Consider the following 14,467-nt stretch of genomic DNA (forward strand, 5'->3'; position numbering starts at 1 on the left):
TCGTCGCGAGAGCCGCGGCTCAGCCGCCGGTCATTCTCCGTGCCATGGCGTCACCGGCCTCGACCAGCCATTTCGCCGGGTCGTCCAGCGCGGCGCCGACCGACCCGGCGAGGTCGGCGAGTGAGACCGCCTCCGACACCGTCACCGGCACCGGACCCGCCATCTGACCGGCGACGACGCCGACCCGCACCGCGGCCTGCCCGGCCTGGTCCAGCAGCGAGCCGACGACCTTGCCGGTCAGCGAGGTCTCGTCGAAACATCCCTCACCGGTGATGACGACATCGGCGTCGGCGAGCGCTTCCGGCAGCCCGACCAGCGCGGCGATCGTCCGGGCGCCCGGCATGATCTGTGCGCCCCACAGCGTGGCCAGGCCGTAGGAGGTGCCGCCGGCGGCGCCCGCCCCCGGCTGGTCGGGATCTCCGCCCGCCACCGCCGCGAGCCGTCGCAGTGCCCGGTCCAGCAGGTCGACCTCGCCCGGTCGCGCGCCCTTCTGCGGGCCGTACGTCGCCGCGGCTCCGGCCGGCCCGACCAGCGGCGCCGTCACGTCCACCAGCAGCCGCGTCCCGCCGGGGGGTGGCGGGAGCAGGTCGCCGGTGTCGATGCGGGCCAGGTCGAGGAGCGCGGCGCCGCCGAGCGGTAGATCACGGCCGCGTCCGTCGAGCAGCCGCAGGCCCAGTGCGCGCAGGGCGCCCGTACCGCCATCGGTCGACGCCGACCCGCCCAGCCCGATGACCAGGCGGGAGGCGCCGGCGTCGAGGGCCGCGCGCATGACCACGCCGAGCCCGTAGGTGTGGGCGCCGAGCGGGTCCGGGCCGCGCATGAGCGGCAGCCCGCTGGACTGGGCGAGTTCGAGGACGGCCGACCCGTCGGGCAGCAGCGACCAGGCGGCGGAGACCGGCCGGCCGTCCGGTCCGGGCGCCGTCACCGTCCTGCGCTCACCCGCCGGCAGCGCCGCCGCGAAAGCGTCGATGACCCCCTCGCCGCCGTCGGCGAGGGGAAGCAGGCGCACCTCGTCGGCGGGCCGCCGGGCGAGCCAGCCCCGCGCGAGCGCGCGTGCGGCGTCACCGGCCGCCAGGCTGCCCTTGAACGAGTCCGGTGCCATGACGACCCGCATCAGCCCTCCAGTACCAACCGGATGTAGCGCTCCTTCATCGTGGCCAGCACCTCGTCGAGGTCGGTCGCCCACACCTCGGCGTTGAAGATCTCGACCTCGATGTCGCCGGTGTACCCGGCCTGCGCGACCGCCCGCGTGAACGGCGGAAACTCGATGTGGCCGTCGCCCATCATGCCGCGGCCGAGCAGCACGTCGGCCGGGAGCGGGGTGAGGAAGTCGCACACCTGGAAGGCCGCGATGCGGGCACCCGCCCGCGCGATCTGCGTCCACACCTCGGGGTCCCACCAGACGTGGAACGTGTCGACGACGACCCCGACCTGCTCGACCGGGAACCGCTCGGCGATGTCGAGCGCCTGCTTCAGGGTCGACAGGACGGCCCGGTCCGCGCAGTACATCGGATGCAACGGCTCCAGGGCCAGGCGCACCCCCCGCTCCGCGGCGTACGGGGCCAGCTCGGCCACCGCGTCGGCCACCCGCCGCCGCGCGCCGGGCAGGTCACGGGAACCGGCGGGCAGCCCGCCGACGACCATGACCAGGCAGTCCGTGCCGAGGGCGACCGCCTCGTCGACGGCCCGCCGGTTGTCGTCCAGCGCGGCGCGGCCCGCGTCACCGGACTCGGTGAGGAAGCCGCCGCGGCACAGCGACGACACGCGGATCCCGGCGTCGGCGACGATCTTCGCGGCGGCCCGCACCCCGGCCTCGGCCACCGGCCCGCGCCACAGCCCGATCGCCGGGATGCCGGCCCGCACGCAGCCCTCGACGGCCTCCCGCACCGACCAGGGCTTGGTGGTCATCTGGTTGAGCGACAGCCGCGCCAGGCGTGGGTCGCCGTCCGCCACGCCGGTGTCGATCCCCGTCTGCCCGGCCATCACGCGATCACCCCGGCGACCGACAGGTACCGCGTCATGCGCGCGGCCGCCAGATCGGGGTCGAGCAGCAGGCCGGCGGCGTCGGCGAGGCGGAACGTCCGCACCAGATGCGGAACGCCGCGCCCGCTGTGCAGGCCGCCGACCATGGTGAACCCGGGCTGGAGACCGTTGAGCCAGGAGAGGAAGGCGATGCCCGTCTTGTAGTACTGAGTCGGCGGGGCGAAGACATGCCGTGACAGCGGGACGGTGGGGTCGAGGATCTCCCGGAACCCCGCCTCGTCGCCGGCGTCGAGGCGCGTCAGCGCCGCCGACGCGGCCGGTGCGATGGCCGCGAAGGCGCCGAGCAGCGCGTGGCTGAAGTGCCGGCCGTCGCCCTGGATGAGCCGGGGATAGTTGTAGTCGTCGCCGGTGTAGACGCGCACCGTGGCCGGCAGCAGCTCGCGCAGCCCGGTCTCCCGGTCCGCGTCGAGCAGCGACACCTTCACTCCGTCGATGACGTCGGCGTGGGCACGGACCAGCGAAACGAACGTCTCCGTCGCCGCGTCGAGGTCGCGTGAGCCCCAGTAGCCCGCGAGCGCCGGATCGAACATGTCGCCGAGCCAGTGCAGCAGGACCGGCGCGCCGGTCTGCGACAGGACCCGGTCGTAGACGTGCAGGTAGTCGTCGGGCCCGGTGGCCAGGGCGGCGAGCTGCCGGCTCGCCATGACGACGGCGGTGGCGCCGCAGTCCTGGACGAAGGCGACCTGCTCGATGTACGCGGCGACGACCTCGTCCAGGTCGCGCAGCACGGGGGGCGCCTGATCGGTCGCCGCGCCGGCGACGATGCGCCCGCCGCAGGCCGCCGCCTCGCCCGAGCTGCGCCGGATCAGCTCCCGGGTGGCGGCCCAGTCGAGCCCCATCCCACGCTGAGCGGTGTCCATCGCCTCGGCCACCCCGAGCCCCCAGGACCAGAGGTCGCGCCGCACCGCCATCGTGGCGTCCCAGTCCAGCCGCGCGGGCCGGCCGGGGGCGTTGTCGCCGTACGGATCTGCCACCACGTGCGCGGCGGCGTACGCGATCCGGCCGGTCACGGGCGTGGCGGGGCGCCGCCAGTCGGCCGGCTCCCGCAGCGTCAGCCGCTCGACCGTGCCGTCAGCGCCGGGCAGGGAGATCGTCGCGGTCACGGCGCGATCTCCTCGATCTCGACCCGCCGGCCCTCGCGGGCCGACCGCAGCCCGGCCTCGGCGAGCTGCACGCCGCGCGCCCCGGACAGGAAGTCCCACGGGAAGGGCTCGTCGTCGACGACGTGGCGCAGGAACGCCTCCCACTGGGCCTTGAAGCCGTTGTCGAAGACCTCGTTGTCGGGGACCTCCTGCCACTGCGACCGGAAGCCCTCGGTGACCGGCAGGTCCGGATTCCACACCGGCATCGGCGTCGTGCCGCGGTGCTGGACGCGGCAGTCGCGCAGGCCGGCGACGGCGCTGCCGTGCGTGCCGTCGACCTGGAACTCGACCAGCTCGTCGCGGTACACCCGTACGGCCCAGGAGGAGTTGACCTGCGCGACGATGCCGCCGGCCAGTTCGAAGATCGCGTATGCGGCGTCGTCGGCGGTGGCGCGGTAGGCCCGGCCGTTCTCGTCCACACGCTCGGGGATGTGCGTGGCGACGTGCGCGGTCACGGCCGTCACCGGGGCGAAGATCTGCTCCAGCACGTAGTGCCAGTGCGGGAACATGTCGATGACGATCCCGCCGCCGTCCTCGGCGCGGTAGTTCCAGCTCGGCCGCTGGGCCGTCTGCCAGTCGCCCTCGAACACCCAGTAGCCGAACTCACCGCGCACCGACAGGATCCGGCCGAAGAACCCGCCGTCGACCAGCCGCTTCAGCTTGCGCAGGCCGGGGAGGAACAGTTTGTCCTGCACCACCCCGTTCTTGACCCCCTTGGCGGCGGCGAGCCGGGCGAGTTCCAGGGAGCCGGCCAACCCCTCGGCGAGGGGCTTCTCCGTGTAGATGTGCTTTCCGGCGCCGATCGCCGCCCTGATCGCCCGCTCGCGCTCGGAGGTCACCTGGGCGTCGAAGTAGATCTGGTTGGACTCGTCGGCGAGCGCGGCCTCCAGGTCGGTCGTGTACGACGTCAGCCCGTGGCGGGCCGCGATCTCGGCGAGCTTGGCCTCGTTCCGGCCGACCAGGGTCAACTCGGGCCAGATGCGGCTGCCGTCGCGGGCGGGCAGGCCGCCCTGCTCACGGATGGCGAGCAGGGACCGGACGAGGTGCTGCCGATACCCCATCCGTCCGGTCACACCGTTGAGGACGATCCCGATTAACGTGCGCTGCACCGTGTGTCCTTCCAGTTCTGGCGGTCGTTGAGAAGTCGTGTCGGACCGAGAGGTCGTCGTCGGGCCGAGAGGTCGTCGTGGGACCGAGAAGTCGTCGCCGGGCCGAGAGGTCGTCGTCGGGTCGAGAAGTCGTCGTGGGATAGAGAAGTCGTCGTGGGACCGAGAGGAGTGCGGCCGGCGCCCGGGTGGTCTTCGGTTCGGACACCGCCGGCGCGGCCATGACCCTCCTTCTCCCCCGGCGATTCCCGGTTCTGTGTCGCGTTTCAAGAGTCATGTCGAGTCATGTCCTGCCGAACCGGGGAAAGCACCTTTTCCACGCTTCCTTGCCGCCGGGTAGGCGCGTACCATTGGCGAGCCGGGGTTCCCGCCGGTGGACGAGCTCCGTTCTGAACGCGCTTTCTGAAAGCGCTTTCAGGGGCGTACGATAACCACGCCGAAATGGCCGGGTCAAGCACTGCGCGGGGAGAGCGGATGCAGGCACGCACGCACGTGACGCTGGAGGACGTGGCGAGAGCCGCCGACGTCTCGCTCGCCACGGCGTCCCGGGCGCTCAACGGAATGCGGGTGACACCGCACCTGCGGGAGCGGGTGCTGCTCGCGGCCGAACGGCTGGCCTACACACCGAACGCGCACGCGCGCGCTCTCGCCGGCGGCGCCCACCGCACCGTGGGCGTCGTCTGCCACGACGTCAGCGACCCCTATTTCGCCGCGATCGCGGGCGGCGTCATGCGGGTCGCCGCGGACAACGACCTGCTGGTGATGCTCGCCAGCACGTTCAGCGACCCCGAGCGCGAGATCGCGTACGTGTCGATGCTGCGTGCCGAGCGGGCCCACGCCATCCTGCTCATCGGCTCTGGGTTCGAGGACCTCCACTGGGAGCGGGCGCTCGAGGCCGAGTTGAAGCCCTACCTCGACGGCCGTGGCCGGGTGGCGGTGATCAGCAGGCATCGCAGCCTGCGGGTCGACACGGTGCTGCCGGAGAACCGGGCCGGCGCCGCCGCCATGGCGCGGGCGATGCTGGAGATGGGCCACCGCCGGTTCGCGGTCCTGACCGGACCTCCCGTGCTGACCACGGTCGCCGACCGGCTCGGCGGCTTCCGCGCCGAACTGCGGAAGGCCGGGGTGAAGCTGGCGGCGGCCGACATCGTGGAGGGCCCCTTCACCCGCGATGGCGGGTATGCGGCCATGACCCGGCTGCTGGACCAGGGGACCCGGGCCACCTGCGTGTTCGCCGTGGCGGACGTGATGGCCATCGGCGCCTGCGCCGCCGTACGCGACCGCGGCCTGTCCGTGCCCGACGACGTGTCCGTCGCCGGGTTCGACGACATCCCGATCGTCCGCGATCTTACGCCGCCGCTGACCACGGTGGCGCTGCCGTTGCAGCAGCTCGGTGAGCGTGCCCTTGAGCTCGCGCTCACCGAGAACCCCGAGCGTCGCCGCCGCGTCCTGCGGATGGGCGGCGAGGTGGTCGTCCGGGCCAGCACGGCGAAACTCACCTGAGCCCACCCGATATCGCCTGATCTCACCTGACGGCGGGCCCGCACGACCGGCCGGCCACCCGCACGTACGGCCCGCCCGTCGCCTCGCCGATCCCGGACCGCACCCGCCCGGAACCGGCGTACGGCCCCCGGGTCACCCGGGCGTTCCACTCGCATGACTCCGTGGAGACCTTGACACCTGTCGCTCCGAGTTCTTACAGTTGCGACAGTTGTTCATAGTTCTGACTGCTGTTCATGTCCATGAATCGGTCAATCCGTCGGCCCCGCCGTCCGGGTCCCGTCCGCGCGGCCCCGGAGGTAACCCAGAGTGAGTAGACAAATGCGTTTGGATGGCGTCCTGTTCTTCCCGGTCACTCCGTTCGCCACTGATGGCACGCTCAACGAGGACGCCCTGCGGCGGCACGTCGAGCGTGGTGTCGACGCCGGCGCCGGTGGGGTGTTCGCCGCCTGCGGCACGGGAGAGTTCAACTCCCTGGGCCTCGACGAGTACGAGCGGGTGGTGCGGATCGCGGTGGAGGCGACGGCCGGGCGGGTCCCGGTGTTCTCCGGTGCGGGCGGCGCGCTGCCGTTCGCACGCGACTGCGCACTGGTCGCGGAACGCTCGGGGGCGGACGGACTGCTCCTGCTTCCGCCCTACCTGGTGAACGCCCCGGCGAGCGGCCTGGTCAGGTACGTACGAGAGATCGCGTCGGCGACCACGCTGCCGTCGATCGTCTACCAGCGCGGCAACGCGAAGTTCACCCCCGAGTCCGCTGCGGAGATCGCCGGATTGCCCGGCGTGGTGGGATTCAAGGACGGGCTCGGCGATCTCGACCTGCTGCAGCGGATCACCCTCGCCGTACGGCAGGCCACCGACCGGGAGTTCACGTTCTTCAACGGGCTGCCGACCGCCGAGATGACGGTCCAGGCCTACCGCGGCATGGGGGTGAACCTCTACTCCTCGGCCGTCTTCTGCTTCGTGCCCGAGATCGCCCTCGGCTTCCACAAGGCGGTCACGGCGGGCGACGACGACCTGGTCCGGCGCCTGCTCACCGGGTTCTACCGGCCCTTCGTCGAGCTGCGCGACCTGGTGCCGGGTTACGCCGTCGCGCTCGTCAAGGCGGGGGTGGCCCTGCGCGGCCTCGACGCCGGTCCGGTCCGGCCGCCCCTGGTCGACGCGGCGCCCGAGCACGTCGCGCGGCTCGAAGAGCTCATCGCCGGTGGTCTGGAGATCGTCGGATGCTGATCCGCCGGGTCGTCGTCACCCCGGTGGCGTTCCGGGACCCGCCGCTGCTCAACGCCGCGGGCGTGCACGGTCCCTGGGCGCTGCGGACCATCGTCGAGATCGTCACCGACGAGGGCCTCACCGGGCTGGGCGAGACCTACGGCGATCTCGATCACCTGGAGCGGGTGCGGGCGGCGGCGCAGGCGCTGGTTGGCCTCGACGTCTACCGGCACAACGCGATCCACGCGGCGGTGGCCGCCTCCGTCGGCACGGACGTCGTCTCCGACCTGCACGGGCTCACCGGGATCGCCACCCCGGAGAAGACCGTGGACCGGGTGTTCTCCCCGTTCGAGGTGGCCTGCCTGGACATCATGGGCAAGGCCGCCGGGCGGCCGGTCGTCGACCTGCTCGGCGGCCGGGTGCGGGACGCCGTGCCGTACAGCGCCTATCTGTTCTACAAGTGGGCCGGCCATCCGGGCGCGGCGGAGGACGCCTTCGGCGCCGCGCTCGACCCCGCCGGCCTCGTCGAGCAGGCCCGCCTGTTCATCGGCAGGTACGGCTTCCGCTCGATCAAGCTCAAGGGCGGGGTGTTCCCGCCGGCCGAGGAGATCGAGGGCATCCGCGCCCTCCGGGAGGCGTTCCCGGACCATCCGCTGCGGCTGGATCCCAACGCGGCCTGGACCGTCGACACCTCGATCGAGGTCGGCCGGGCGCTGGAGGGCGCGCTGGAATACCTGGAGGATCCGACCCCGGGAATCGAGGGCATGGCGCGGGTCGCGGCCGAGGTGCCGATGCCGCTCGCCACGAACATGTGCGTGGTCACCCCCGAGCACCTTCCCCCCGCGATCCGTCAGGGCGCGATCGGCGTGCTGCTGATCGACCACCACTACTGGGGTGGTCTGGTCAAGTCGGCGCACATCGCGACGCTGTGCGCGACGTTCGGCATCGAGCTGTCCATGCACTCCAACTCGCATCTCGGGATCAGCCTCGCGGCGATGACCCATCTCGCCGCGGCGACCCCGGCGATCACGCACGCCTGCGACACCCACACGCCCTGGCAGGACGGCCAGGACGTCGTCGTGCCCGGCGCGCTGCGGTTCGTCGACGGAGCGGTCCCGGTGCCCGAAGGGCCCGGCCTCGGCGTCGAGCTCGACCGCGACGCCCTCGCGGTCATGCACGAGCAGTACGTCAGGTGCGGGGTCCGTGTCCGCGACGACGAGACCTACATGCGCACCTTCGAACCGTCGTTCTCCGCACACCGGCCGCGCTGGTGACCGACGTCGTCTACGCCTACCCCTGGGACATCGTCGGCGACCCCCGGGCGCCCGCGCGGCTCAGGTCGCTCGGCGTCGACTCGGTCGCGCTGGCCGCCACCTATCACGCCACCCGGGCCGCGACCCCGCTGCACCCCGCCCACCGCCTGGTGGATGCGCGGCACGCCGCGTGCTATGTCCCGGTACGCGAGGAAGCGTGGAAGGAGGCCCGGCTCGTCCCCGCCACCCCATCGGGGTGGATGGCGTCGGCCGACCCGTTCGGCGAGGCCGCGGCCGCGCTGCGCGCCGAGGGACTGTCCGTCCACGCCTGGACCGTGCTCACGCACAACGCGCTGCTCGGCTCGGCCGACCCCGACCTGGTCGTCGTCAACGCCTTCGGCGAGCCGTACCCCTACGCGCTCTGTCCCGCGTTCCAGGAGGTGCGGGACTACTGCCACACGCTCGTGCGCGAGATCGTCGAGCTGGGCGAGCCCGACGGGCTGATCCTGGAAGCCTGCGGCGCACTGGGGTTCCGCCATGCCGGGCTGCACGAGAAAACCGACGGCGCCGACTGGTCGCCGGTGCAGATCGCGCTGCTGTCGCTCTGCTTCTGCCGGGCCTGCCGGACGCGCTACGAGTCGGCCGGCCTCGACGTGAGCGAGCTGGCGTCGCGGGTCCGGGCCGGTGTCGACGGCGCATCCGGATCGGCGCCCGGATCGGTGGAGGACGCGCTGGGCGACCTGGCGCAAGCCGTACGGGACCTGCGGACCGGACTCGCCCGCGAGCTGCGCGACCCGTTGACGGCCCGGATCAGGTCGGCTCGGCCGGGGATGCCGCTCGCGCTGCACGCCGATGCCGACCCCTGGGCCACGGGATCGTTCGCGACGGTGTCCACAGGCGACGGCGCCGTCGACGCCGACCTGCTGGTCGGCAACTGCTGGAACGCCCCCGAGGCGGACATGGCGGGACTACGGGCACTGCGTCGGCTCGCTGAGCGGCACCGACCCGATGAGCCGCATCGAACGGGAGCTCGGGTCCGGATCGGGGCGTACGCGCTGGCGTTGCCGCCGCGGCCGGCCGACGGCGCGGCCCTGTCCCGGCTCGCCGACGGCTACCGCGCCGCGGGCGCGGACGAGATCCACTGGTACCACGGCGGCCTCGTGTCCGCCACCCGTCTGAAAGCGATCGGCCAGGCCGTGCGCGGGTGAGCCAGAATTGACGGCATGCGGTTCGGCATCCTCGGTCCGGTCGAGGCACGGCCCGACGACGCGTCTCCCGTCGCCGTCGGCGGACCCAAGGTCCGGGCGCTCCTCTCGTTGCTGCTCCTCGCCGCCGGCCGGGTGGTGACGACGGAGCAGCTCATCGACGGCATGTACGGCACCGAGCCACCCGCGGGGGCCGTCAACGCCCTCCAGGCACAGGTCTCCCGGCTACGCCGCCTGCTCGGCGAGCTCCGGTTCGGCGGGCCGCCTTTCCGTGACCTCCTCGTGCGTCACCCCGCCGGATATCTGCTGGCGGTCGAGCCCGACGACGTGGACGCCCTCCGGTTCGAGCGGCTGGCGGCGGCGGGGCGACGCCGGCTCGCCGCCGGAGACCACACCGGTGCGGTCGAGCACCTGCGGCGGGCGCTCGGGCTCTGGCGCGGATCCGCGCTCGCCGATGTCGTGGACGCGCCGTTCGCGGCCGCGCAGACGGCCCGGCTGGAGGAGCTGCGTCTGTCGGCGGCCGAGGACCTGGTCGAGGCCCGGCTCACGCTCGGCGAGCACGACGGCCTGGTCGCCGAGCTGCGGGAGAGGACGGCCGCTCACCCCCTGCGGGAACGCTCGATCGGGCAGCTCATGCGTGCGCTCTACGCGGCCGGTCGCCAGGCCGAGGCGCTGACCGCGTTCGAGAACGCACGGCGGCGGATCGCCGAGGAGCTGGGCGCCGACCCGTCCCCCGAGCTCGCCGGGATCCACCTGGCCGTGCTCCGGTCGGATCCGTCGCTGTCTCGCGTCTCCGAGCGCCGTCAGCTGCTGCCCGCCCGGCTCACTTCGCTGATCGGGCGGACGGGCGAGCTCGATCGGATCGCGACACTGCTCGGGGAGGCGCGGCTGGTAACGCTGACCGGGCCGGGCGGCAGCGGGAAGACCCGGCTGGCGGCCGAGGCGGCGGCACAGCATCCCGGCGACGTCCGGTTCGTCGAGCTGGCGCCGCTCGCGGACGGCGCTGACGTGCCGCACGCCGTACTCGGCGCCCTCGGCCTGCGCGACGGCGCACTGGCCCCGCCCGTTCCCGGCGGCCTGGCTCCCGGAGGCAAGGCGTCCGCTCGCTACGCCACCGACCACCGGGTCCGCGATCCGGTCGCCCGGCTGATCGCCGCGCTGTCAGCGCGTCCCATGCTGCTCGTCCTCGACAACTGCGAGCACGTGATCGAGGCCGCCGCCCGCCTCGCCGACCAGTTGCTCGCCGGTTGCCCGGCCCTGCGCGTCCTGGCCACCGGCCGCGAGGCGCTGGGCATCACGGGCGAGCGGCTGCTCCCGGTGCCGCCGCTGGAGCTCCCCCCGCCGGGCGTCTGTCCCGCCGATCCGCTCGCCTATCCGGCTGTACGGCTGTTCGCCGAGCGTGCCGGAGCCGTACGCCCCGGCTTCCGGCTCGATCCCGAGGTCACGCGGGACGTGCTGCGGATCTGCCGGGCGCTCGACGGGCTGCCGCTCGCGATCGAGCTGGCCGCCGCTCGGGCGCGGTCGCTGACCACCGCCGAGATCGCGGCCCGGCTGGACGGCGTCGCCCGGCCGGAGATGTTCTCGCTGCTGTCGCGCGGCAGCCGTACGGCCCAGCCGCGCCACCGCACGCTGCGAGCCGTGGTCGAGTGGAGCTGGGATCTGCTCGACGAGGCCGAGCGCACCATGGCGCGGCGGCTGACGGTCTTCGCGGGCGGCGCCACGCTGGAGGCGGCGCAGCGGGTCTGCGGGCTGCCGGACACCGACGGCGTGCTCGCCTCTCTCGTCGAGAAATCCCTGGTGGAGGCGGCTGACGGCCGCTACCGGATGCTGGAGACGATCAGGGCGTTCTGCGCGGAACGGCTCACCGAGGCGGGCGAGAACGAATCGATGCGCCGGGCCCACGTGGCGTACTTCCTGGATCTGGCCGAGACGGCCGAGCCGCACCTGCGCCGGGCCGAGCAGCTCGAATGGCTGGACCGGCTGGACGGTGAGCACGACAACCTGCACGCCGCCCTCCGCCGGGCGACCGAGGACGGCGACATCGAGCGGGCGCTGCGCCTACTGTCCGCCCTGACCGGATTCTGGCTGCTGCGTGGCCGGCGGGGCGAAGCGGCGGCGCTCGCCCGGGAACTCCTTCAGAAGATCATCCCGGGGCCGGCGGCCGAGCCCACGCCGGAGTCGGCGACGGACCCGGCCGAAGGGTTCACGGGGAGGTTCGCCGAGGAGGCCGCGCTGTGTGTCAGCGTCGCGGCCTGGGGCACCCACCAGGGGCTGCCGGTCGAGGCCGCGCTACGAGTGGTGACCACCATGTCGGCGGCGCCCCGGCAGCCCTTCATCCTCGTGCTGCACGCGATGCTCGGAGGCCCGCCCGACCGGAGCGAGCGCAGACAGCTGACGAGCAGATACCACCTACTGGCACACGATCCGTGGACGCGGGCGCTGACCACCTTCGGGCATGCGTATCTGCTGCTGTTCGACGGACGTCTCGAGGAGGCCGAGCGGGCGATCTCGGAAGCGCTGCGCGAGATGCGCCCGGTGGGCGACCGATGGTCGATCATCATGGCGCTCAGCGGCCTCAGCGACATAGCCATGTGGCGCGGAGACCACACGAGGGTCGAGGCACTGGCCGACGAGGCGCTGGAACTGGCCGAACAGCTCGGCTCGACGGCCGACATGGCCGAGACGCTGAGCAGGCGGGCCGCGGGGCGGTCGCAGACCGGGAACGCGGCGGGAGCCCGGGCAGACTACGAACGCGCGGTGGATCTCGCCCGGCGTGCGGGCACCCCCGAGCTCACCGCCGACGCCCTCCTCGGCCTGGCCGAGCTGGCCCGCAAGAGCGGTGATCCGGTCGAGGCGCGACGGTTGTGCGAGGCGGCGCTCGCCGAATGCACGGCGGACCGGTTCAACGCCGAGGACAACCGGGCGCGCACCTACCTCGCGCTCGGGTGGATCGCGCAGATGGAGGGCGACGCCGCCGAGGCGCTCACCTGGCATCGCCGGGCGCTGGCGACCGGGGTGGGCGGCGTCAACCTGTTCACCGCGGCGCGCATGGCCGAGGGCCTCGCCGGCGTCGCGCTGCTGGACGGCGAAGCCGAGCGTGCCGCATCGCTGCTCGGTGTCGGCGCGGCGCTGCGCGGCACCCCTCCGGTGGGTGACGCCGACGTCGATCGGGTCGCCGGCCGATGCCGCACCGTGCTCGGCGAAACGACCTTCTACCGGTTGTACGGCCAGGCCCGTGACGCCCTCCGGGAGAGGCTGCCGGCGGCGATGGACGAGCCCCTTCCCGCGCTCGGCCTGATCACCGGAGACCTGGCCGCGTTGGACGACGGCTGAGATCATGCCGCCGTCAGCGACGGTCAGCGGATCGTGGGCGAATGGTCAGCGTCGAAGCCGACGCTGACGCCGTGAACGTCATCTCTCGCAAATGGGGCACGCTGGTCGTGGCGTGCCTGGCCATGCTCATGTTGTCCCTCGACCTCACCGTGCTGCACCTCGCGGTGCCGAAACTGACCGAGGCCCTCACCCCGACGGCGACCCAGATGCTGTGGATCGTCGACATCTACGGCTTCGCCCTGGCGGCGCTGCTGGTGACCATGGGCAACGTCGGCGACCGGATCGGCCGCAAGCGGCTGCTGCTGATCGGCACGGTCACGTTCGGCGCCGCCTCGGCGGTCACCGCCTACGCCCCGAACCCGGAGCTGCTCATCGCGGCGCGTGCGCTGCTCGGCGTCGCCGGAGCCACCATCATGCCCTCGACGCTGTCGCTCGTACGCAACGTCTTCACCGATGCCAAGGAGCGGACCAGCGCGGTCGGCATCTGGAGCAGCGTCACCGCGGTGGGTTTCGCCCTGGGACCCGTCGTCGGAGGCGCGCTGCTCAACCACTACTGGTGGGGCTCGGTCTTCCTGATCAATCTGCCGGTGATGGCGGTGATCTTCATCGCCGGCCTCGCCGTACTGCCCGAGTCGCGCAACCCGCGCCCCGGCCGCATCGACCTGGTCAGCGTCCCGCTCTCCGCCGCCGGCGTGCTCGGCCTGATCTACGCGCTGAAGGAGGCCGCGTACGACGGGGTGGGCCAGACCCAGGTCGCCGTCGCCGCCGCGATCGGCATCGTGGCACTGGTGGTCTTCGTCCTGCGGCAGACCCGGCTCGCCGAGCCGCTCATCGATGTGCGGCTGTTCCGGCGCCGTGCCTTCACGGCATCGGTCGGTGCCACGCTCATCACGCTCTTCGCCACGCTCGCCGTGTCGCTGCTCTTCGCCCAGTACTTCCAGCTCGTCGTGGGCTGGTCGCCGCTGATCGCCGGGCTCGCCGCACTGCCGGGAGGGCTCGCGGGTGGCGTCGGCGGCGCCCTATCCGGCTCCCTGGTCCATCGGTGGGGCCGCGGCCCGGTCGTCGCGCTCGGGCTCGCCATGGTCGCCATCGGCTTGGCCATGCTCTTCGGCCTGCGGGTAACGGTGAACTACCCCTATCTGCTCGTCGCCATGATCGTCCAGGGCGCCGGCATGGGATTCACGTTCAGCGTGACCAACGACACGGTGCTCGCCTCGGTGCCGAAGGAGCGTGCGGGAGCGGCGAGCGCGATCTCCGAGACCGCGGCGGAGATAGGCGGCGCGCTGGGCATCGCGGTGCTCGGCAGCGTGACGACCGCCGTCTACCGCGGCGACCTCAAGCTGCCGGCCGGGCTGCCCGCCGATATCACCGCCCAGGCGCGCGACACGCTCGGTGGCGCGCTCCAGGCCGCGGCCGCGCTGCCCGGTGACGCGGCGGGGGCCGTCATCCGCACCGCGCGGGATTCCTTCGTACACGGCATCCAGGTGACGGGGCTGGCGGGTTCGGCCATCCTGGTCTGCCTGGCGGTCGCCGCCCTGTTCGCACTGCGGGGCGTGCCCAAGGTGATCCCCGATCACGCCGAGCTCGACGAGCACGACGAGCACGACGAGCACGAGCCCGGGGAGACACGCGAACCGGCCCGAAGGACGCGGTGAGCCCGCAGGCGGCGCCCCGCCTCC

The 14,467-nt window shown here is 73.0% G+C and carries 10 protein-coding genes; 6 read left to right on the forward strand and 4 right to left on the reverse strand.

Annotation, left to right across the window (positions count from 1 at the left end):
* Positions 1 to 19: 19 nt before the first annotated feature.
* Genes AP234_RS22185 through AP234_RS22200 form a run of 4 tightly spaced genes read right to left on the reverse strand, consistent with a single transcriptional unit; the run spans position 20 to position 4,246 of the window.
* Complete coding sequence (locus AP234_RS22185) at positions 20 to 1,114, reverse strand: glycerate kinase (protein ID WP_055481619.1); 1,095 nt, start codon at positions 1,112 to 1,114, stop codon at positions 20 to 22.
* Complete coding sequence (locus AP234_RS22190; RefSeq protein ID WP_055481620.1) at positions 1,114 to 1,983, reverse strand: sugar phosphate isomerase/epimerase family protein; 870 nt, start codon at positions 1,981 to 1,983, stop codon at positions 1,114 to 1,116. The genes AP234_RS22185 and AP234_RS22190 overlap by 1 nt, the downstream gene beginning before the upstream one ends.
* Entirely contained in the window at positions 1,983 to 3,146 is a 1,164-nt protein-coding gene (locus tag AP234_RS22195) for a dihydrodipicolinate synthase family protein (protein WP_055481621.1), read from the reverse strand. Before AP234_RS22195 ends, AP234_RS22190 begins: the two co-directional genes overlap by 1 nt.
* The gene (locus AP234_RS22200) at positions 3,143 to 4,246 is read right to left on the reverse strand and encodes a Gfo/Idh/MocA family protein (protein ID WP_431998984.1); all 1,104 of its coding nucleotides are present in this window, start codon (positions 4,244 to 4,246) and stop codon (positions 3,143 to 3,145) included. Before AP234_RS22200 ends, AP234_RS22195 begins: the two co-directional genes overlap by 4 nt.
* 519 nt (positions 4,247 to 4,765) lie before the next feature.
* On the opposite strand from AP234_RS22200, the gene AP234_RS22205 reads away from it, so the two are divergent.
* From AP234_RS22205 to AP234_RS22230, 6 genes are all read left to right on the forward strand, one after another.
* Positions 4,766 to 5,794, forward strand: a complete 1,029-nt coding sequence (locus AP234_RS22205; protein WP_055481623.1) for a LacI family DNA-binding transcriptional regulator — start codon at positions 4,766 to 4,768, stop codon at positions 5,792 to 5,794.
* A 318-nt stretch (positions 5,795 to 6,112) separates the two neighbouring features.
* Positions 6,113 to 7,018, forward strand: a complete 906-nt coding sequence (locus AP234_RS22210; RefSeq protein ID WP_055481624.1) for a 5-dehydro-4-deoxyglucarate dehydratase — start codon at positions 6,113 to 6,115, stop codon at positions 7,016 to 7,018.
* The gene (locus AP234_RS22215; RefSeq protein ID WP_055481625.1) at positions 7,012 to 8,271 is read left to right on the forward strand and encodes a glucarate dehydratase family protein; all 1,260 of its coding nucleotides are present in this window, start codon (positions 7,012 to 7,014) and stop codon (positions 8,269 to 8,271) included. The genes AP234_RS22210 and AP234_RS22215 overlap by 7 nt, the downstream gene beginning before the upstream one ends.
* Positions 8,268 to 9,458, forward strand: coding sequence for a hypothetical protein (locus AP234_RS22220; RefSeq protein WP_200926649.1), 1,191 nt, complete (start codon positions 8,268 to 8,270; stop codon positions 9,456 to 9,458). The genes AP234_RS22215 and AP234_RS22220 overlap by 4 nt, the downstream gene beginning before the upstream one ends.
* 15 nt (positions 9,459 to 9,473) lie before the next feature.
* Positions 9,474 to 12,788 carry a BTAD domain-containing putative transcriptional regulator gene (locus AP234_RS22225; protein ID WP_063843037.1) on the forward strand — a complete coding sequence of 1,105 codons (3,315 nt, stop codon included), beginning with the start codon at positions 9,474 to 9,476 and terminating at the stop codon, positions 12,786 to 12,788.
* 41 nt (positions 12,789 to 12,829) lie between these two features.
* Complete coding sequence (locus AP234_RS22230; protein ID WP_063843038.1) at positions 12,830 to 14,443, forward strand: DHA2 family efflux MFS transporter permease subunit; 1,614 nt, start codon at positions 12,830 to 12,832, stop codon at positions 14,441 to 14,443.
* The last annotated feature ends 24 nt before the right edge of the window (positions 14,444 to 14,467 follow it).

Source organism: Sphaerimonospora mesophila (assembly GCF_001417795.1).
GTDB classification, from domain to species: domain Bacteria; phylum Actinomycetota; class Actinomycetes; order Streptosporangiales; family Streptosporangiaceae; genus Sphaerimonospora; species Sphaerimonospora mesophila.